This is a genomic window from Actinomyces sp. 594 (genome assembly GCF_019325145.1).
In the GTDB taxonomy this organism is placed as follows: Bacteria; Actinomycetota; Actinomycetes; order Actinomycetales; family Actinomycetaceae; genus Actinomyces.
In genome coordinates, this window is record NZ_PIZC01000045.1 from 17,808 (window position 1) to 37,056 (window position 19,249).

The following is a 19,249-nucleotide window of genomic DNA, read 5'->3' on the forward strand; positions in this document are numbered from 1 at the left end:
AGGAGCCCCGATGCCTCAACCCGCCATGAGCCTCGCGAACCTGGAGAACACCCTCAATCAGGTCGACGACATCTTCTACACTTACTTCCTGGCTGCCCTGCTGATCGCCGTCGGCATCTACGTCACCATCCGCACCCGCACCGTGCAGCTGCGCCACTTCGGCTCCATGCTGCGGGCGGTGGCCTCCTCCCGCTCCGGCGCCCAGGGCGGCATCTCCTCCTTCCAGGCCTTCGCCGTTGGCCTGGCCGCCCGCGTCGGCATCGGCAATATCGCCGGGGTGGCGCTGGCCGTCGTGGCCGGCGGCCCCGGCGCCCTGTTCTGGATGTGGGTGGTGGCCCTGATCGGCATGGCCACCAGCTTCACCGAGTCCACCCTGGCCCAGATCTTCAAGGAGCGCGGCCGCGACTTCACCTTCCGCGGCGGCCCCGCCTACTACATCAAGAACGGGCTCGGCTCCAAGACCTGGGGCGCCATCTTCGCCGTCATGTGCATCGTCAGCGTCGGCGTAACGGTGGTGATGGTGCAGACCAACTCCCTGGCCGGCGTCGTCAACGCCACCGTGCCCACGGTTGAACCCTGGATGGTCGGTGTGGCCCTGGTGCTGCTGACCGGCCCGGTGGTGCTCGGTGGGCTGAAGTCCGTGGCCCGCGTCACCGAGGTCGTCGCACCCCTGATGGCCCTGGCTTACGTGCTGGTCACCCTCGTTGTCATCCTCATGAACCTCGGTGAGATCCCCACCGTCTTCTGCGAGATCTTCCGCGGCGCCTTCGGCCGGGACCAGGCCCTGTTCGGCACCGCCGGCGGCATGCTCGCGGCCGTCCTCAACGGCGTGCGCCGCGGCCTGTTCTCCAACGAGGCGGGCCTGGGCACCGTCCCCAACGCCGCCGGCACCGCCACCACCACCCACCCAGTCCGCCAGGGCCTGATCCAGTCCTTCGGCGTATTCGTGGACACCGGCCTGGTGTGCACCGCCACCGGCCTGCTGATCCTGCTGGCCACCGACACCTACCAGCCCGGCAACGAGGGACTGGTCGGTGCCGTCCTCACCCAGCAGGCCGTAGCCGAGCACCTGGGGCAGTGGACCACCTGGCCGATCGTCGTCCTGATCTTCGTGCTGGTCTTCTCAACCGTGCTCGGCTGCTACTCCTACTCGCAGGTCAACGTCAACTTCCTGGGCGGCGAGCAGCGCGCCGAGCAGGCCTTCGGCATCCTGCTCACCGCCGCCGCCTTCGCCGGCACCGTGCTGACGCTGCCGATCGTGTGGGCGCTTACGGATATTGCGCTGGGGCTGATGGGCGTTATCAATCTGGTGGTGATCGTCCGGCTGTTCCCATGGGTGCGCGGCGCCCTGCGTGACTGGGAGGCCCAGCGCGGCGTCGGCGCCATACCCGTGTTCGTCGGCCATGGCAACCCGCTGATGCCGGGGGACACGATGCCGGGTGTATGGGAGCTGGACACCGACCCCGCACTCGCCCATAGCCTCGACCCCGAAGATGCGGCACCCGCAGCACCCGACCACCTGGGGAACTGAACTATGAGTACCCTCAACGCATTCCTGACCAGCGTCTCCAACCTACTGTTCGGCACGATTCTGATCTGGCTGCTCCTGGGCGCAGGCGTGTGGTTCACCATCTGCACTCGCGGTCTGCAGCTGCGCCACCTCGGCTCCATGATTCGCTCGGTGGCCTCCTCCCGCTCCGGGGCGCGCGGCGGTATCTCCTCCTTCCAGGCCTTCGCCGTGGGGCTGGCCTGCCGGGTGGGTACCGGCAACATCGTCGGCGTTGCCCTCGCCCTGGTCCTGGGCGGGCCGGGCGCCGTGTTCTGGATGTGGGTGGTCGCGCTGCTGGGCACCGCCACCGCATTCGCCGAGGCGACCATGGGACAACTGTTCAAGGTGGGCCGCGGAGACGGCACCTACCGGGGCGGTCCCGCCTACTACATGGCCCGCGGCATGCGCCTGCCCGTCCTGGGAGGCATGTTCGCCGTCGTCTTCATGGTGGCCAACGGCCTGGCGATGCCCATGGTGCAGGCCAATGCGATGACCGCCGCCCTGGGTGCCTCCGCCGACGTGACGCCCTGGCAGGGGGCGGTGATCGTCACCGTGCTAGTCGCCCCGGTGCTGCTCGGCGGCCTGCGCTCGGTGGTGCGCGTAACCGAGTGGCTCGCACCCGTGATGGCGTCGGTGTACCTGGCGCTGGTACTGGTCATCATCGTCACCCACCCGCTGCAGGCCGTAGCGGCCATCGGTGACATCTTCGCCGCGGCCTTCAACCTGCGTGCGGGCCTGGCCGGGGTTGCCGGCGGCATCACCGCGGCGCTGCTCAACGGCGTGCGCCGGGGACTGTTCTCCAATGAGGCCGGCCTGGGCGGGGCCGCCTGCGCCGCCGGGTCGGCCACCGTGGCGCACCCGGCTCAGCAGGGCTTCGTACAGGTCTTCGGCGTACTGGTGGACACGCTTTTCGTCTGCACCGCAACGGCCCTGGCCATCCTCATCGCCGGCCGCACCGACGGTGCCGTCTACACTCCCGGCGTCACCGGGCTGGAGGATCCAGACGTGTCCGGAACCCTGACCCAGACGGCGATCGGGGCCACGCTGGGGCAGTGGACCAGCTGGCCGATGACGCTGCTGGTGCTCGTACTGGCATACTCCACCATCCTGGGCGCGTTCTCATATGCCGAGGTGTGCCTGGACTACCTGACCCGGGCCCCCTGGGCCACGACCACGCTGCGGGCTGCCGCCGTGGCCTGCACCGGCATCGGGGGAGCGGCGGCCCTGAGCACCGTCTGGACCGCGGCCGATGTGCTCCTGGGTATCGGGGCCGTGCTGAACCTGATCGCCCTGGTGGTGCTGACGCCGTGGGTGGTCGGTGTGCTGCGCGACTGGGAGGCGCAGCGCGCCCGCGTACTCGCGGGGACGCAGACACACGCGGAGATCAGCTTCTCGGCGGTCGGCAACCCGTATTTGCCCCACGCGCTGCCCGGAGACGTCTGGGATGCCTCCGGCGCCTACACGCCCTCCGCGCCGGGACAAGCGACTCGCGGAGGCTGGGGATACTGATTCCGCGGGACGCGGCGGACGCTGTACCACGGCTTCTCGCGGCGGCCCTCCTGGGCCCGGGTGGCATATGAGATCGCATACATTGCGGGCACGTGACGCGCTGAAGTCAATACAGTGTGTTGCGCTACCGTCTCAGCCCAGGCTTCGGCGCCTGCGGTGCCGGGACGGATGCAACTGACAAGTGCCTGTCCCAAGGGACCGGCCCGCGCCCTCCCACTGGCGCATCCCGACTACGTCCGGAGACCTATGAACCCCATGCTCCTGCCGACCGCCGGCTTCTTCGACGAGCCCGCCGCCGTACTCGAGAACATCTCCGATCACCTGTACGGGCAACTGCTCGCATGGCTGCTGCTAGCCGCGGGATTGTGGTTCACCCTCCGCACTCGCGGGTTGCAGGTGCGGCTGTTCCCACAGATGCTGCGCGCCATTACCGTCTCCCGGGGCGACGTCGGCGAGGGCATGTCCTCATTCCAGGCCTTCACCGTGGGACTGGCCTCCCGCGTGGGTACCGGAAACATCGTGGGCGTCGCCATTGCCATCACCATGGGCGGGCCGGGCGCCGTGTTCTGGATGTGGGTGGTGGCGCTGGTTGGCATGGCCACCGGCTTCGTAGAGTCCACGCTCGCCCAGCTGTTCAAAGTGGCCCACCCGGACGGCACTTTCCGCGGAGGGCCCGCCTACTACATCCACAAGGGCCTGGGATCCAGGACGGTCGCCAGCGTCTTCGCCGTCGTAATCACCTTCGTGTTCGGCTTTGCCTATGAGGCCACCCAGGCCAATGCCATCTCCAATGTCCTCAAGGGCACATTCGACGTCGAGCCCTGGAAGACGGCCATTGTCCTGGTGCTGATCACCACGCCGGTGGTGTTCAAGGGCATCAAGCGGGTGGCCGCCATCACCGAGTGGCTGGCTCCGCTCATGGCGCTGATCTACGTCATTATCGCCGTGGTCATCCTGGTGCTCAACGTTGGCGCCATCCCCGCGGCCCTGGGCTCGGTGTTCAAGGGTGCATTCGGACTGGACCAGGCCTTCTGGGGAATCGGCGGCGGCTTCATGGCCGCAACCCTGAACGGCATCAAGCGCGGCCTGTTCTCCAACGAGGCCGGCGAGGGGTCCGTCCCGAACGCGGCCGCCACCGCCACGGTGCACCACCCCGTGCAGCAGGGGTTCATCCAGTCAATGGGCGTGTTCGTAGACACCATCGTGGTCTGCACCGCCACCGCCCTGATCATCCTGCTGTCCGGCGTATACGACCCCGCCACTGCGAGTATGGATGCCGCCGGTACCCTGACCGTCAACTCCGTCAGTGCCGTGCTCGGCCCCTGGGCCAAGTACCTGATGGCCGCGGTAGTGTTCGTATTCGCCTACTCCTCGCTCCTGGGCAACTACGCCTACGCGGAGGTCAACATGGACTTCCTGCGCGGCATGGGCCGTAGCCACTACGGCGTGCGGGCCATGATCGTGGTGGCCGCCGCGCTGGGCTCGGTCGCGTCCCTGTCCTTCGTGTGGAACCTCTCCGACGTAGCCATGGGTGTCATGGCGATCATCAACATCATCTCGGTGGTGCTCCTGGGTAGATGGGCCTTCGGCGCCCTGCGTGACTGGGAGCAGCAGCAGCGCGAGGTCCGCGCGGGCGTGCGGGACAGGATCTACTTCGTGTCCACCGGTAACCCGTACCTGCCTGCCGAGCTGCCCGATGACGTGTGGACCGAGGCTGCCGCCGTCCGGCGCGAGGCCGCTCCCGTTCCCGTCACGGGCGACGACGGCTCGGGCGCCACGCTTGGCTGAGTCCGGCGGCTGCGCCGGCGCGACCTGGACCGTGGAAGTCGTCTCCCCCGCGGGCGCGTCAATCCTCTAGGGTCATCCCATGAAGATCGCGCGCTTCTCCACGGGAGACGAACTCCGCTACGGCATCGTTGACGGACTACCGGCCGGGGAGGCCACCCCCACCGGCGAGTCCTCCGGCCGCCTCCTCGTACTCAAGGGCGACCCCCTGTACACGGCTCCCGAAGCCACCGGGGAGGTCATCCCCCTCTCGGAGGCACGCCTGGTCTCCCCGGTCATACCGCGCTCCAAGGTGGTGGGGATCGGAAAGAACTACGCCGCCCACGCCGCCGAGATGGGCGGGGCCGCCCCGGCCGAGCCCATTGTGTTCATCAAGCCGAACACCTCGGTGATCGGCCCCGATGCCCCAATCGTCCTGCCCGCATGGTCCAATGAGGTCCACTACGAGGCGGAACTTGCCGTTGTCATCAAGTCGATCGTCAAGGACGCCACGCCGCGTGAAGCGGCTGCCGCGATTCTCGGCTACACAGTTGCCAATGACGTCTCAGCCCGGGACTGCCAGCGCGCGGACGAGACCTGGACGCGTGCCAAGGCCTTTGACACCTCCTGCCCGTTGGGCCCCTGGATCGAGATCCCGCAGCCTGGGGGCGCCGGCTTCGACCCCGCCGACGCCGTAGTGCGTGCGCGCGTTGACGGGAGCATCGTGCAGGAGGGGACCACCGCGGACATGATCCGCCCGGTTCCTGAATTGATTGCCTACGTCTCAGGTGTGTTCACGCTGCTGCCTGGTGACGTCGTGCTAACGGGCACGCCGGCCGGCGTCGGCGAGATCCGCGCCGGCCAGCGCGTCGAGGTAGCAGTGGAGGGCATCGGCGCCTTCGGCAATCCCGTGGTGCGCCGCTGAGACCCGGGCAGGGCCCGGTGGCCCGTATCACGGCCGCCGGGCCCTGCTGCCTCAGGCCGTGAGCCGGGCGACGGCGTCGGCCAGGCGCTGCACGGTCTGCTCCTCGATCCGCCGGCCCGTGGCCAGGTTGAGTCGGCAGAAACGCTCGTACCCGGATCCGAATGCGGCGCCGTCGTTCATGACGACCCCGGGTTCGCGGCGGAAGAACTCGGCCGGGGTGACGTCCTCGGGCAGGGGCAGCCCGGAGCAGTCCAGCCAGGCAAGGTATGTGCCGGACGGCACCGTGATCTCCACGCCCTCCACGTCCGCCAGCGCCTGCTCCGCGAGCTGCGCATTGGCGCGTATGTATCCGCGCACGCAGTCAATCCACTCCTGCCCGTCCGCAAGCGCGGCCACGGTCGCCTGCGCGCCGAGCAGCGACGCCTCATTGGCCAGGTGCTTGGACAGGGGGCTGTCATCCCAGGCCTGCCGCGCCCCGGCGGAGGCGATCAGCTGCGCGCACTTCAGGCCGGGAGTGTTCCACCCCTTGGAGGCGGCGGTGGCGGTGAAGGTCAGATCGGGGTCGGTGCCGGGGCGCGAGGCATAGGGGGTGTGCACGGCCTGCGGGTCCAGGATTAGGGCGTTGTGGATCTCGTCGGCGAAGACCGGCACCCGGTAGCGGGCGGACAGCTCGGCGACGGCGTCCAGCTCGGCGGGCGACAGCACCCGCCCCACCGGGTTCCAGGGGTTGCACAGCACCAGCAGGCCGGCGCCGGCGGCCATCGCCGCCTCAATGCGGTCCAGGTCCAGCGCCCAGGCGGCACCGGAGTCGGTGGTCCCGGTGCGCAGGGACGGTACCTGCACGCATTCGCGCCCGTACAGGCCGGGATAGGACAGGAACGGCATGTAGGCCGGGGTCGGCACGATTACGGCGCTGCCCGGGCGGGTGTGGTGGGCGATCACGGCGCCCAGGGCGGACAGCACGTCCGGCAGCAGGCTCACGTCCTGCGCGTCCACCTGCCAGCCGAAGGCCTCACCCTGGAAGCGGGCGGTCTGCTCGCTTACGGACTCAGCGATTCGCGGCGGCAGGTAGCCGTAGGAGCCGTCCATGACCGCGCGGTGAAGAACCGCAGTAACCGACGGGGCAGTGCCCAGATCCATCTCGGCCACCCACGCGCCGATCACGTCCCCGGGATACATGGTCCACTTCAGCGATCCGCGTTTCCGCATGACTTCGGGGGTCAGGGCGTCAAACTCGGCGATAGTGCGCGTGGCGTCGAAGGCGGGCGCCGGCTCGTCCAGGGAAGTTCCGGATACTTGGTTTGCGGCGTTGAGTTCGGGTGTAGCCATGCGGGCAGTGTACGAAACGCTGACCATGCCGCCGCCCCCGTACCGGCGGGGCGGGTACGGGGGCGGCTGACGGCGTTGCGTGCAAGTGCCTGCGCGGTCGCGTCAGGGACCGGCGGGTCAGACCATGTCATCGCTTCCGGTTGAGGAGCCGCTGGAGGACTTCCCAACCACGCCGTCCTCCATCTTGGCCGGGCCCGGGTTGACGATGTGGGTGTCGGAGACCATGTCCTCAAGCTCGGTCTCATCAATGGCGTTGGCGATGCAGGTGTAGTGCAGCGACATCATGGTGGGCGTCTGGATCGTGGTGAAGACGCGCATCCAGGTGATCGCCTTGATATCGCGCCCGTTGTTCTGGTAGCTGGTCTGAACCTTGATCATCTCCACCGGGTTGCCCGACATGTCGGTGACGGTGGTGTCGGTTGTCTGCGTGGACTCGACGTCGCCGTACTCGTCCTCAAGGTACTCAACCCAGGCGTCGGCCTGGTACACGGTCTCCGCGGTATCGCCGTACTCGGAGTCCTCGTAGAGGAACTGGCCACTCTCGTACAGGCAGTTGCCGTCCGCCCGGTCCAGCTCGTTGCGGCCTTCCTCGTCGATCGTCTCCGGGTACCAGCCGTCGTACAGCAGGGGGAATGACCAGTACGTGGAGTCGTCGTCGGCATTCTCGATGGGGCTGTCAGTGGACCGCTGCAGCGGGCGTAGGCCGACACCGGGCTCGGCGTCATCTGCCGACGGACTGGGGGTGGGGGTAGAGGACTGCTCGGGCGCGGCCTGAGTCTGCTCGGTCTCTGGGGCTCTAGCCACCGGAGCCTCGTCGTTGCAGGCGACAATGCCGGGCAGGGCGAGCCCGAGCGCCAGCAGCGTCACTGCGCCGCGGCGGATGGCGGGTGACGTCTGGAGGATCGTCGTGTTCATGGGATGCTCCTGAAGTGGAATAACGGGTTCATCACGTACGTTAGCGGCATACGGCCCGTGGCGCCATGGGGAGCGTTCCCCGGCGTCGTCCTTGATGCGCGCGGCAGGCGGAGCGTGGCGCGCAGGCACGGCCGAACCGATGCGGAAACAGCGCCGGGGGCGGCTAGGGTTGGCCCATCATGAGTGACGACATCTCCACACCGGTTCCCACCCCGCCCGCTCCCGGCTCGACGCCGCTCCGAGTCCGCTTCTGCCCCTCGCCCACCGGCACCCCGCATGTGGGCATGGTGCGCACCTGCCTGTTCAACTGGGCCTACGCACGGCACACCGGCGGTACCTTCGTGCTGCGTATTGAGGACACCGACGCTGCCCGCGACTCCGAGGAGTCCTTCGAGGCGATCCTCGACTCGCTGCGCTGGCTCGGCCTGGACTGGGACGAGGGCGTTGCCAAGGGCGGCCCCCACGCCCCCTACCGCCAGTCTCAGCGCACCGAGCTGTACCACCAGGTCGCCAAGGAGCTGCTGGAGGCCGGGTACCTGTATGAGTCCTTCTCCACGCCCGCGGAGATCGAGGCGCGCCACCGCGCCAGGGGGGAGGACCCCAAGCTCGGCTACGACGGTTACGACCGCGACCTGACCGAGGAGCAGAAGGCCGCCTTTCGGGCCGAGGGGCGCCTGCCCGTGCTGCGTATGCGCATGCCGGACGAGGACATCACCTTCCACGACCTGGTGCGCGGTCCGGTCACCTTCAAGGCCGGCTCCGTGCCCGACTATGTGGTGGTGCGCGCAGGCGGAGACCCGCTGTACACGCTCGTCAACCCCGTCGACGACGCCGCCATGGGCATCACCCACGTGCTGCGCGGGGAGGACCTGTTGTCCTCCACCCCCAGGCAGGTGGTGCTGTACCGCGCCCTTATGGACATCGGGCGGGCGCAGCGGGTACCAGAGTTCGCCCACCTGCCCTACGTCATGGGGGAGGGGAACAAGAAGCTGTCCAAGCGTGACCCCGAGTCCAACCTGCTCATCCACCGCTTCCGCGGCATGGCGCCGGAGGGACTGCTCAACTACCTGGCCCTGCTGGGCTGGTCCCTGTCCAAGGACGAGGACGTGTTTACCCCCGAGCAGCTGGTGGCCGCCTTCGACATCGCCGATGTCAACCCCAACCCGGCCCGCTTCGACGCCAAGAAGTGCGAGGCCATCAACGCCGAGCACCTGCGCCGGCTGGAGGGTGACGACTTCCGCGACCGGCTGGTGCCCTACCTCGCCGACACCTACCCGGATCCGGCCGATCCCGAGTGGACGGCCCGCCCCCTGGTCAGCGCCACCACCTTCGCCGAGCTGCCCGAGCGTGAGCAGAGGATCCTCGCTGCGGCCGCGCCGCTGATCCAGACGCGCATCCAGCTGCTGCGCGAGTCCCGTGAGATGCTCGGCTTCCTGCTGGTGGATGACGCGGCGCTCGAGCTCGATGAGCGCGCCGTGGCAAAGCTGAAGGACTCCGCCCCGCAGGTGCTGGACGCCGCGATCGCAGCCCTTGAGACGCTGCCGGGACCGTGGCGCACCGAGGTGCTGGAGGAGGCTCTGCGGGCGGCCATCGTCGATGGGCTGGGGATCAAGCCGCGCCTGGCGTTCGGGCCCCTGCGCGTGGCCGTGACCGGGCGGCAGGTCTCTCCGCCGCTGTTTGAGTCGATGGAGATTCTGGGGGCCGACTCCTGCCTTACGCGCCTGCGCGCTCTGCGGGCCCGCTTGGGCTGACCCGCGACGGCTGACGCCGTCGCGCGGCCCGCCCGGCGGCGTCAGCTGCTCATCTTGCCTGCCTTGAGTCCCTCGATGCGAATACCCGACAGGATCGTGTGCCACTGGGCCGCGGAGACGTTCCTGCCACTGGAGCAGATGATCTCCACGCTGAAGTCAAGCCCGGCGTTGCCCACGGCGCGAGCGAACTTGTAGCCCTCGACGGACTCGGTGGTGCCGTCGTCGTAGTTGAAGGTACCGGTCCAGGTCACCGAGTACCCCTCCATGGTGCCGCCGTCGTCGCGCACCAGGTCCAGGGTCTCCCGACCGGTCTCGTTGTAATCGGTGATGACGGAGTCGTTCACCGGAACCAGCAGGGAGCTCATGGTGTCGTCATCCAGGCCGAGGTCGTGGATACGCTCAGAGATGTCCCGGGTCTCATAGCCGATGCAGGCGTTGTCCCAGGTTCGGTAGCCCTCAATGTTGCCGTTGCTGGAGACGGCATCGGTGTTCACTACCGAGTCGTCCTGGTACCAGACGGAGGTGTCCTCGTTGTAGAACTTCAGCGTCGGCGGGCTCCACGGCTCCTCGGTCTGCTGGGGAGTGGCGGAGGGCGGTGCCTCGGAGCTGCGGGCGCTCAGGCCGACGCCCGAGGACGGGCTCGGGGTCGGGGTGGGCGTCAGCGTCGGGATGGGCTCTTGAGTGGACGCGCGCAGGGACAGGCCGGATCCGCCGGAGGCGGCGGTCGACTCGCTGGCTTTGCCGGAGCCTGAGCCACAGGCGGCCAGGGCGAGGCCGGAGGTCAGGCACAGGGCCAGGGCCAGGGCGCGCGTGGCCCGGCGCGCGGACGGGCGGCGCGGGGTACGGGGAGAAGTCATCTTTCCTCCGGGAGGGGAGTCGTGTACGGCTTTGTGACCTTGAAATACAGTAACGGTGAGTGACGGCAGTTTAAAGCGGTCCGTCTCCAGGCGCAGCCGCCGGGGTGGGGGAGTGGTCCCCATGCACGTGGGCGCTGCCGGCGGCCTGCAGGAGTCGGGTCGGAGCGGGTGTGGCTGCACTCACGATGATCTGACTTGGCGTTCGCGGGGAGGCCGTGTAAATTACCGATCGCTGCCGGGGCGCTAGCCGCTCGGGCGCACCAATCTCTTGGGGTATGGTGTAATTGGCAACACAGGTGATTCTGGTTCATCCATTCTAGGTTCGAGTCCTGGTACCCCAGCCGAGTGCTGATAAGCCGTATTACTGCCGTCGCGATTGACGGATGAGTGCGGCCTCGGCGGCTCATACAAATCAATATCCGAGCCCCGTTCGTCTAGCGGCCCAGGACACCGCCCTCTCACGGCGGCAGCACCGGTTCAAATCCGGTACGGGGTACGAGCCACGGCTCCCGCGTGGAGCTCGTTGGCAGGCCCCGTTCGTCTAGCGGCCCAGGACACCGCCCTCTCACGGCGGCAGCACCGGTTCAAATCCGGTACGGGGTACTCACCGCGGCAAGTGAGCCCGCGTCTCCAGCCCGGCCCTGGCGGCCGGGCTTTTCCGTTTTTGCCCTGGGCGTGCGGGGGCGCCCAGGGCTGTCTCGGGCAGTCGGTCGCCGGGGATCTCCGGCGGCGTGGCGGAACGGTGGGCTTGGGCGCGGCGCGCTCCCACCGCATGAGTGGCTAAACTCGCCGCCGTGACCAACTTCCCCAAGCTCAGCGCCCCCGGCCCGCTCTCCGACGGTGCGATGCGCATCGTCCCACTGGGCGGACTCGGCGAGGTCGGGCGCAACATGACGGTTTTCGAGGTCGGCGGCAAGCTGCTCATCGTCGACTGCGGCGTGCTGTTCCCCGAGGAGGACCAGCCCGGTGTCGACCTCATCCTGCCGGACTTCACCTACATTGAGGACCGCCTCGACGACGTCGTCGCGATGGTGCTGACCCACGGGCATGAGGACCACATCGGCGGTGTGCCCTACCTGCTGCGGCTAAGGGAGGACATCCCCCTGGTCGGCTCGGACCTGACCCTGGCCTTCGTCTCCGCCAAGCTCTCCGAGCACCGCCTGCACCCGGTGCTGCGCGTAGTGGAGGAGCACGAGCGGGTCAGCTACGGCCCGTTCGACCTTGAATTCGTCGCGGTGAACCACTCCATCCCCGACGCCATGGCCGCCATGATCCGCACGGATGCGGGCTCGGTGCTGATCACCGGGGACTTCAAGATCGACTCCCTGCCCATCGACGGGCGCATCACGGATCTGCGCTCCTTCGCCCGTTTCGGCGATGAGGGCGTGGACCTGTTCTGCGTGGACTCCACCAACGCCGAGGTCCCCGGCATGATCGGGCATGAGAATCAGATCGGCCCGGTCCTGGACGGTGTCTTCGCCGAGTCCGACCAGCAGATCATCGTGGCTTCCTTCGCCAGCCACGTCCACCGGGTGCAGCAGGTGCTGGACGCGGCTGCCCTGCACGGTCGCCGCGTGGCCCTGATCGGCCGCTCCATGGTGCGCAATATGGGGATCGCTGCCGAACGTGGCTACCTGAACGTTCCAGAGGGGGTGCTCATCAACGCCCGCGACCTGGCGTCGCTGCCCCCGGACGAGCGGGTGCTGATGGTCACCGGTTCCCAGGGCGAGCCCATGGCGGCCCTGTCCCGCATGGCGCACGGCGAGCACCGCTCGGTGACGGTGGAGCCCGGAGACACGGTCATCTTCGCCTCCTCCCTGATTCCCGGCAATGAGAACTCCGTCAACCGGGTTATCAACCGGCTCATGCGCCTGGGGGCCCGGGTGGTCCACCAGGGCAATGCCAAGGTGCACGTTTCCGGCCACGCCTCCTCCGAGGAGCTGCTGCACGTGTACAACATCGTCGGCCCCCGCAACGTCATGCCGATCCACGGCGAGATCCGCCACCTGGTGGCCAATGGCGCCCTGGCGGTCAAGACCGGCGTCGACCCCAAGCGGGTGATGCTGTGCGAGGACGGGGTGGTGGTTGACCTGGCCGACGGCAAGGCCCGCATCGCCGGCTCCGTGCCCTGCGGCTACGTTTACGTGGATGGCTCCTCAATCGGCGAGATCGACGAGTCAGAGCTGAAGGACCGGCGCATCCTTGCCGAGGAGGGCTTCGTGTCCGTGTACGCCGTGGTAGAGACCTCGACCGGCACCATCTTGGCCGGGCCGGACATTCAGGCCCGCGGCGTCGCCGAGGACCCGGCTGTATTCGACGAGGTCCTGCCGGACGTCACCAACGCCTTGGCCGATGCGCTGGACAAGGGCAATGCCGATGCCCACTCCCTCCAGCAGGCCATGCGCCGCACGCTGGGCCGGTGGATCGGTCGGCGCCTGCGGCGGCGGCCCATGATCGTTCCCGTGGTAATCGAAGCATGAGCTGGATACGTAGCGGACTGATCAGCAAGGGCAATGGGCACAAGGCCATGCGCCGCCCGGCCTGCTTCATCTCCACCGGATCAGTCCTGATCGACCTGCCCCTGCACGTTGCGCGCATTCCCGCTCCCGGCGGCGCCGTGACCGCCACTTCCGCCGGGCCGACGGTCGGCGGCGGCTACACGGTCGTGTCCGCCGTCGCCCGCCAGGGACTGCCCGCCGCCCTGGCTGCGACCCTGGGGACCGGGCCCAACTCGGCTCAGGTGCGTGAAACCATGATGCGCGACGGCGTGGAGCTGCTCGTGGAGGAGCTGGTGGGTGACATCGGCACCTGCACCACCTTGATCGAGCCCAGCGGCAGGCGCACCTTCATCACCACCGAGGGCGTGGAGGCCGAGCCGCAGCTGGAGGACCTACAGCGCCTGGAGCTGCAGGCGGGTGACTGGGTCTACGCCACCGGCTACGACTTGGTGCACCGGTCCAGCCGCGATGTGCTCACCTCGTGGCTGCTGACCCTGCCCGACGGCGTCGGCCTGGTCATTGACCTGGGACCCGTGCAGCCGGAGATTCCCGACCACGTGCTGATGCCGATTCTGCGCCGCACCACGCTGCTGACCGGCAACCACTTCGAGACCACTCAGCTGACTGCTCGCCTGGGCAGTCCCGAGGCGCTGCGGCGAGCCTGCCCCAACGGGTTGCTCGTGCGCCGCACCGGCGTGCACGGCTGCGTGATGTGGCCCGTCGACGGCGATCGCATCGAGGTTCCGGGATTCGCCCGTGACGTGGTGGACACGACCGGCGCCGGCGACACGCACACGGGTGTGCTCGTGGTGGGACTCATGGACGGCCTCGATGTGGTCTCCGCCGCCAGGCGCGCGAACGCCGCGGCCGCGGAGGCAGTCAGCCGGATCGGTCCGGCCCGCGCCCCGCGACGAGACGAGATCGACGCGTTCCTGCGCGCCTAGTCCGGCGTGGCAGGCGCATGGCTCCGCGAGCACGCAGGTAGCGTGGTGACCACCATGGCCAAAACTCGCACGAAGACCTTGCCGCCCCCCTCCCAGCCCTCCGGCGGGCGCTATCGCCGCACAGGCTGGGCGTTCGTCGTACTGGCGCTAGCCGTCGTTGTCGGATTGCGCGAGTGGTTCGGCATCTCCGGTGCCGCAGGCGGCGTGCTGCACCACATCGCCGCGGGGCCCCTGGGAGTGCTCGGGATCATCGTGCCGGTGCTGCTCGCCGGACTGGGCGTGGCCATGCTGCGCGCCCGCGCCATGAATGCCACACACGTGCGTGTGGGAGTCGGCAGTCTGGGCGTGCTCACCGGGGTGGCGGGCATCATCCACGTGTGCTCCGGCAACCCGTCGCTCGATTTCGGCATCGGATCGCTGGAGAATGCGGGAGGGCTGCTCGGCTGGGTGGTCGGCTACCCCCTGGCCACCCTGTTCAGCGCCATCGGCGCGGTGATCCTGTTCATCTTGCTGATCGCCTTCTCCGCCCTGGTGATATCCGGCAAGACGGTTGCCGAGATCCGGGAGTGGCTGGCTGAACGGCGCGGTTCCGCGGTCGAGGCCCCCAGTCTGGCCACCCGGACGCTGAGCCGGGTGCGCTCGGCCGTGTCCGGCCCGGACGCAGCCGATGCCGCCCCCACGGCGCGGCTGGACGCATATGACGGCGACGAGCCCTTCCGCAGCGCCATCGCGACCGATGAGCGGCCCCGCGGCAGTGGCCGCCGCAAGCGGTCCAAGGTGCGCAGCGATCGCAGCGATGCGGCCCCCGCCGTCGTTCCCAGCGATGCCGAGACCAGCGTCCTGCCGGACCCCCCGGTAGATGTTCCGCTCGACTCCGAGGCCGCCGCACCCGCGCCCGCACGCCGCGCGCGCAGGGGGGCCAAGGGTGGTGGCAAGGCCAGGTCGGAAGCGGCTGCGCCCAGCGCGGCCGCTGCGCCCGCCGAGCCCGACGCCGTCACGCAGGAGACTCCCGCCGTCGCCGATGAGCCGGACTTTGCCGATGCGATCGCGCTGGGGCAGATGGAGCTGCCCGACGGCTCCACTTACAGCCTGCCCGAGGACTCCCTGCTCGAGCCCGGCCACGGCCATGCCACCCGTACCGACGCCAATGACGCCATCGTCAACAAGCTGCAGGACGTGTTCACGGAGTTCGGCGTGGACGCCACCGTCACCGGCTATACGCGCGGCCCGCAGGTCACCCGTTACGAGGTGCACCTGGGTCGCGGCGTGAACGTCTCGCGCGTCACCAGCCAGGCCAAGAACATTGCCTACGCGGTCGGCTCCGACGAGATCCGCCTGCTCACCCCGATCCCGGGCAAGAGCGCCATCGGGGTGGAGATCCCCAACTCCGACCGGGAGATGGTCAAGCTCGGAGACGTGCTGCGCTCCCAGGCCGCCAAGAAGCAGGCGCACCCGCTGGTGGTGGGACTGGGCAAGGACGTCGAGGGCGACTACGTGGTCACCAACCTGGCCAAGACCCCGCACCTGCTGGTGGCCGGCCAGACCGGCTCGGGAAAGTCCTCCTTCGTCAACTCCATGATCACCTCCATCATGATGCGGGCCACCCCCGAGGAGGTGCGCATGGTGCTGGTGGACCCCAAGCGCGTGGAGCTGACCATCTACGAGGGCATCCCGCACCTGATCACCCCCATCATCACCTCCCCGAAGAAGGCCGCCGAGGCCCTGGAGTGGGTGGTGCGGGAGATGGACGCCCGCTACGACGACCTGGCCTCCTTCGGCTTCAAGCACATCGACGACTTCAACAAGGCGGTGCGCGCCGGCGAGGTACAGCCCCTGCCCGGCTCCCAGCGCGTGATCGCCCCCTACCCCTACCTGCTGGTGGTGGTCGACGAGCTGGCGGACCTGATGATGACCGCCCCCAAGGACGTCGAGGCCTCCATCCAGCGCATCACCCAGTTGGCCCGCGCCGCCGGCATTCACCTGGTGCTGGCCACCCAGCGCCCGGTCGCCCAGGTGGTCACCGGACTGATCAAGTCCAACGTGCCCTCGCGCCTGGCCTTCGCCACCGCCTCCCAGCTGGACTCGCGCGTCATCCTGGACCAGAACGGCGCCGAGACACTTACCGGCCAGGGCGATGCGCTCTACCTGGGTCCCGGCGCCTCCGCCCCCGTGCGCGTGCAGGGCTCCTGGGTCACCGAGTCGGAGATCCGCGCGGTAGTGGAGCACGTCAAGGGCCAGCTGCAGCCCGACTACCGGGAGGACGTGATCGTTCCGGAGGTCAAGAAGCAGATCGACGAGGAGATCGGCGATGACATGGACCTGCTGCTGCAGGCCGCAGAGCTGATCATCACCAGCCAGTTCGGCTCCACCTCCATGCTGCAGCGAAAGCTGCGGGTCGGCTTCGCCAAGGCCGGCCGGCTCATGGACCTGCTTGAGACGCGAGAGGTCGTAGGCCCCTCCGAGGGCTCCAAGGCCCGCGATGTCCTGGTGCAGCCCGAGCAGCTGGAGGAGACGCTCGCCTGGATCAAGGGGGAGGGCGCCGCTCCCGGCAGCGAGCAGGACGAGGCCGGGGGCACCGGGGAGGACCTGGAGGCGGTCGGCCAGGCCGATACCGGCGCCACTGCTGCGCCGCCGTCCGACCGCTACGGGGAGGATCCCCTGGAGGCGGACCGGGGAGTCCCCGAGTCGGAGTCATGGGAGGACCTGGGTGCTGAGGAGGAGTCCGAGGACGCCTGGAGCCTGACCGGCCGCGGCGCCTCCTGGTGACTCAGTCGGCGGATACCCACCGCCCCCTCGCCGAGGTCGGTAGACGTTACGTGCCGAGGTCGGTCGTAGGGGCTGTACCGGCCCCAATCATCTAGGCTGGTGGCGATGAACACCACACCCACCGAGGCGGGCGCCGCCCGGGGCGCTGATGCGCCTCCGCTGCTCAATGTTGCCAACGCCCTGACGGTGCTGCGGCTGGTACTGGTCCCTGTCTTCATCTGGCTCATGCTCCAGCCCGGTGAGCCGATTCGGCTGGCCGCGACGGCGGTGTTCGTAGTCGCCGCGCTTACGGACAAGCTGGACGGGCAGCTGGCCCGCTCCCGGAATCTGATCACCAGCTTCGGGAAGATCGCCGATCCCATCGCCGACAAGGCACTGACCCTGTCCGCCTTCGTCTTGCTGTCCGCGGACGGGCGCCTGTGGTGGTGGGTGACGGTAGTCGTCATCGTGCGCGAGCTAGGTATTACGCTGCTGCGGTTCGTCATGCTGCGCCGCGCCGTCATGGCCGCCTCCCGCGGGGGCAAGCTCAAGACCACGCTGCAGATGACCGGCATTATCGGGCTGCTGACGCCCTGGGCACTGTTCTTGCCGGAGGCGCCGGCCAACGCGCTGACGGCGCTCGCATACGTAGCGATCGGAGCCGCTGTGGTGGTCACGGTGGTTACCGGGGTGGATTACGTGCTCCAGGCCAGTCGCATCGCTCGAGGGGAGGCATCCGCGTGACGACGCCGATGGAGCAGGCCCCCGCCGGTGGGAGCGCGGCCGGGGAGCCGGTGGCGGACGGTAGCCGCGGCACACTCGTGGAGGCTGCACGCTTCCTGCTGGCCAAGGCGGAGGCGAAGAACCTCACGCTGGCCGTGGCCGAGTCGTTGACCGGCGGCGAGGTGACCTCAACACTGGTGAGTGTTCCCGGGGCCTCCGCCGTCGTCGTCGGCGCCGTAGTCGCCTACGCCACCCGGATCAAGGAGCAGGTCTTAGGAGTTGACCCCGAGCGCCTGGCCGCCACTGGACCGGTGGATGGTGAGGTCGCCAAGCAGATGGCGGTGGGCGTGGCACGGCTCATGGGTACGGACCTCGGCCTGGCCACAACGGGTGTGGCCGGTCCCGGGGACGCCGATGGGCATCCGGCGGGAACCGTGCATGTGGCCGTGGCCTCCCCCTGGGGCGTGCTTGCGCGCGAGCTTCATCTGTCCGGGGACCGGATCGCCGTGCGCGACAACACCACTACTGCGGTGCTGGCCCTGGCCGGGGCACTGCTGGAGGCCGCTCCGCCGGCGTGACCCGGTCGCTGGTGGAGGCGAGTGGACTGGCAGGGACGGCTTTGCCTGGCGGACCTCGAGGACACTTACGCGACCTCCAGGTTCCTCCCAGATTTCTCGGCGAGGATCTGGGCAGCGCCGCCGGGGAATGATCCGCCGGAGGCGGGAATGAAACCGGCAGATGAATGGTTGTGCCACACGATGAACAACGTGACTCACACCCGCACCAACCGCTCCGCGCGCCCGGTCGGCCGCGCGCCGATGCGGCAGGCCCCCGTGGCGGGGCGCGGCGCCGTCGTAGAGAACACGGCGAGTAAGCATGACAGTATCCTCCTGCGTCGGGAGATCGGCGAGGTACTCCGCTCGGTTCGCCAGCACCAGGGACGCACCCTGCGTGAGGTCTCCGGGCAGGCCCGCGTGTCCCTCGGCTACCTCTCCGAGGTGGAGCGTGGGCAGAAGGAGGCCTCCTCGGAGCTGCTGGCCGCGATCTGCCAGGCACTGGACGCCCCCCTGTCCGCGGTACTGCGTGAGGTTTCCGACCGCATCGCCGTGGCCGAGGGCGTGGCCGTGCCGGACACGATTCCGGATGAGCTTGTTCGGCAGCAGGGCATGCCCCTGCGCTGACCGCCGACTCGGCTGTATTGACTCGGCCAGAGACATTCGGAGGCTGAGCAGAACTGTGCCCGGGTGCTGCCGCTGCGGCGGTGAGCGCCCGGGCACAGCTGCGTCGGACCGGTGAACCGTTGTGGCTTCCCGGCAGGCACGCCGCCGACGGCGGTCCGTGTGGGCGAGCTCGCAGTGGCCTGCGGCGGGATCCCGGCACCGGCACCGGAAAATGGGCTGCGGCTCGGCAAGGGGCGGTCCGCGATACCGCTCCAGGTCCGGTCGGCCCCGGTGAAGAAACGCATGAAGCACGATGTGAGGCAAGATGAAGCACTCGGAGTTCTGGCGCGCGGTTGACGCTGTGTTCGGCTCGGTTTACGGGCGCTCGCTGGCCCAGGACCTGGTCCTGACCGGCATCGGGCGCACCAGCGTGGAAGCTCTGAACGCGGGAGTGCCGCCGCGTGATGTCTGGCACGCCCTGTGCGATGACACTGATCGCAATGAGGCGGAACGCTGGGTGTTCCGCGATGACCCGCGCGCTCGCCGCCGCGACACGCGGTGAATACAGCCGCTATTCGAA

General features: G+C 68.8%; 15 protein-coding genes and 3 tRNA genes. 15 read left to right on the forward strand and 3 right to left on the reverse strand.

The genetic code is table 11. From position 1 onward, the window contains the following. The first annotated feature begins 25 nt into the window (after positions 1-25). The 4 genes from GZ998_RS07240 (at position 26) to GZ998_RS07255 (ending at position 5,747) form a co-directional block, all read left to right on the forward strand. Positions 26-1,531, forward strand: coding sequence for a sodium:alanine symporter family protein (locus GZ998_RS07240; RefSeq protein WP_219109505.1), 1,506 nt, complete (start codon positions 26-28; stop codon positions 1,529-1,531). 3 nt (positions 1,532-1,534) lie between these two features. Continuing rightward, positions 1,535-3,058, forward strand: coding sequence for a sodium:alanine symporter family protein (locus GZ998_RS07245; RefSeq protein ID WP_219109462.1), 1,524 nt, complete (start codon positions 1,535-1,537; stop codon positions 3,056-3,058). Between the two features lie 246 nt (positions 3,059-3,304). Next, positions 3,305-4,846 carry a sodium:alanine symporter family protein gene (locus tag GZ998_RS07250; protein ID WP_219109463.1) on the forward strand — a complete coding sequence of 514 codons (1,542 nt, stop codon included), beginning with the start codon at positions 3,305-3,307 and terminating at the stop codon, positions 4,844-4,846. A gap of 79 nt (positions 4,847-4,925) precedes the next feature. Beyond that, positions 4,926-5,747 carry a fumarylacetoacetate hydrolase family protein gene (locus GZ998_RS07255; RefSeq protein ID WP_161924480.1) on the forward strand — a complete coding sequence of 274 codons (822 nt, stop codon included), beginning with the start codon at positions 4,926-4,928 and terminating at the stop codon, positions 5,745-5,747. Positions 5,748-5,798: 51 nt separating this feature from the next. Here GZ998_RS07255 and GZ998_RS07260 read toward each other — a convergent pair whose 3' ends face one another. Then, a complete protein-coding gene (locus tag GZ998_RS07260; RefSeq protein ID WP_219109464.1) occupies positions 5,799-7,076 on the reverse strand; it encodes a MalY/PatB family protein in 1,278 nt (425 codons plus the stop codon). 117 nt (positions 7,077-7,193) lie between these two features. Continuing rightward, positions 7,194-7,991 carry a hypothetical protein gene (locus tag GZ998_RS07265; protein WP_161924478.1) on the reverse strand — a complete coding sequence of 266 codons (798 nt, stop codon included), beginning with the start codon at positions 7,989-7,991 and terminating at the stop codon, positions 7,194-7,196. Between the two features lie 179 nt (positions 7,992-8,170). Here GZ998_RS07265 and gltX point away from each other — a divergent pair, with 179 nt between their 5' ends. Then, entirely contained in the window at positions 8,171-9,742 is a 1,572-nt protein-coding gene (gene gltX, locus GZ998_RS07270) for a glutamate--tRNA ligase (protein WP_219109465.1), read from the forward strand. Between the two features lie 41 nt (positions 9,743-9,783). On the opposite strand, the gene GZ998_RS07275 is transcribed toward gltX, so the two are convergent. Then, complete coding sequence (locus tag GZ998_RS07275; RefSeq protein ID WP_161924477.1) at positions 9,784-10,599, reverse strand: hypothetical protein; 816 nt, start codon at positions 10,597-10,599, stop codon at positions 9,784-9,786. A 269-nt stretch (positions 10,600-10,868) separates the two neighbouring features. On the opposite strand from GZ998_RS07275, the gene GZ998_RS07280 reads away from it, so the two are divergent. The 10 genes from GZ998_RS07280 (at position 10,869) to GZ998_RS07325 (ending at position 19,231) form a co-directional block, all read left to right on the forward strand. Further along, positions 10,869-10,940: transfer RNA gene (locus tag GZ998_RS07280), tRNA-Gln, on the forward strand. Positions 10,941-11,022: 82 nt separating this feature from the next. Continuing rightward, positions 11,023-11,095: transfer RNA gene (locus GZ998_RS07285), tRNA-Glu, on the forward strand. A gap of 34 nt (positions 11,096-11,129) precedes the next feature. Then, positions 11,130-11,202, forward strand: a tRNA-Glu gene (locus GZ998_RS07290). A gap of 242 nt (positions 11,203-11,444) precedes the next feature. Further along, on the forward strand, positions 11,445-13,079 hold the full coding sequence (locus GZ998_RS07295) for a ribonuclease J (protein ID WP_162678695.1): 1,635 nt from the start codon (positions 11,445-11,447) through the stop codon (positions 13,077-13,079). 47 nt (positions 13,080-13,126) lie between these two features. Continuing rightward, positions 13,127-14,041, forward strand: a complete 915-nt coding sequence (locus GZ998_RS07300; protein ID WP_162678696.1) for a PfkB family carbohydrate kinase — start codon at positions 13,127-13,129, stop codon at positions 14,039-14,041. Between the two features lie 54 nt (positions 14,042-14,095). Further along, on the forward strand, positions 14,096-16,807 hold the full coding sequence (locus tag GZ998_RS07305; RefSeq protein WP_219109466.1) for a DNA translocase FtsK: 2,712 nt from the start codon (positions 14,096-14,098) through the stop codon (positions 16,805-16,807). A gap of 105 nt (positions 16,808-16,912) precedes the next feature. Beyond that, the gene (gene pgsA / locus GZ998_RS07310) at positions 16,913-17,530 is read left to right on the forward strand and encodes a CDP-diacylglycerol--glycerol-3-phosphate 3-phosphatidyltransferase (protein WP_161924475.1); all 618 of its coding nucleotides are present in this window, start codon (positions 16,913-16,915) and stop codon (positions 17,528-17,530) included. 8 nt (positions 17,531-17,538) lie between these two features. Next, positions 17,539-18,087, forward strand: coding sequence for a CinA family protein (locus GZ998_RS07315; protein ID WP_161925391.1), 549 nt, complete (start codon positions 17,539-17,541; stop codon positions 18,085-18,087). Between the two features lie 180 nt (positions 18,088-18,267). Beyond that, positions 18,268-18,690, forward strand: a complete 423-nt coding sequence (locus tag GZ998_RS07320) for a helix-turn-helix domain-containing protein (protein ID WP_202616177.1) — start codon at positions 18,268-18,270, stop codon at positions 18,688-18,690. Between the two features lie 304 nt (positions 18,691-18,994). After that, positions 18,995-19,231, forward strand: a complete 237-nt coding sequence (locus tag GZ998_RS07325; protein ID WP_162678659.1) for a DUF3046 domain-containing protein — start codon at positions 18,995-18,997, stop codon at positions 19,229-19,231. The last annotated feature ends 18 nt before the right edge of the window (positions 19,232-19,249 follow it).

Excerpts from the sequence above, each read along its gene's own strand:
- gltX (WP_219109465.1), top strand. The coding sequence starts at position 8,171 with ATGAGTGACGACATCTCCACACCGGTTCCCACCCCGCCCGCTCCCGGC.
- GZ998_RS07275 (WP_161924477.1), bottom strand. The coding sequence starts at position 10,599 with ATGACTTCTCCCCGTACCCCGCGCCGCCCGTCCGCGCGCCGGGCCACG.
- GZ998_RS07255 (WP_161924480.1), top strand. The coding sequence starts at position 4,926 with ATGAAGATCGCGCGCTTCTCCACGGGAGACGAACTCCGCTACGGCATC.
- GZ998_RS07315 (WP_161925391.1), top strand. The coding sequence starts at position 17,539 with ATGGAGCAGGCCCCCGCCGGTGGGAGCGCGGCCGGGGAGCCGGTGGCG.
- GZ998_RS07295 (WP_162678695.1), top strand. The coding sequence starts at position 11,445 with ATGCGCATCGTCCCACTGGGCGGACTCGGCGAGGTCGGGCGCAACATG.
- GZ998_RS07325 (WP_162678659.1), top strand. The coding sequence starts at position 18,995 with ATGAAGCACTCGGAGTTCTGGCGCGCGGTTGACGCTGTGTTCGGCTCG.
- GZ998_RS07260 (WP_219109464.1), bottom strand. The coding sequence starts at position 7,076 with ATGGCTACACCCGAACTCAACGCCGCAAACCAAGTATCCGGAACTTCC.
- pgsA (WP_161924475.1), top strand. The coding sequence starts at position 16,913 with ATGAACACCACACCCACCGAGGCGGGCGCCGCCCGGGGCGCTGATGCG.
- GZ998_RS07245 (WP_219109462.1), top strand. The coding sequence starts at position 1,535 with ATGAGTACCCTCAACGCATTCCTGACCAGCGTCTCCAACCTACTGTTC.
- GZ998_RS07300 (WP_162678696.1), top strand. The coding sequence starts at position 13,127 with ATGCGCCGCCCGGCCTGCTTCATCTCCACCGGATCAGTCCTGATCGAC.
- GZ998_RS07265 (WP_161924478.1), bottom strand. The coding sequence starts at position 7,991 with ATGAACACGACGATCCTCCAGACGTCACCCGCCATCCGCCGCGGCGCA.
- GZ998_RS07320 (WP_202616177.1), top strand. The coding sequence starts at position 18,268 with ATGAACAACGTGACTCACACCCGCACCAACCGCTCCGCGCGCCCGGTC.
- GZ998_RS07305 (WP_219109466.1), top strand. The coding sequence starts at position 14,096 with ATGGCCAAAACTCGCACGAAGACCTTGCCGCCCCCCTCCCAGCCCTCC.
- GZ998_RS07250 (WP_219109463.1), top strand. The coding sequence starts at position 3,305 with ATGAACCCCATGCTCCTGCCGACCGCCGGCTTCTTCGACGAGCCCGCC.
- GZ998_RS07240 (WP_219109505.1), top strand. The coding sequence starts at position 26 with ATGAGCCTCGCGAACCTGGAGAACACCCTCAATCAGGTCGACGACATC.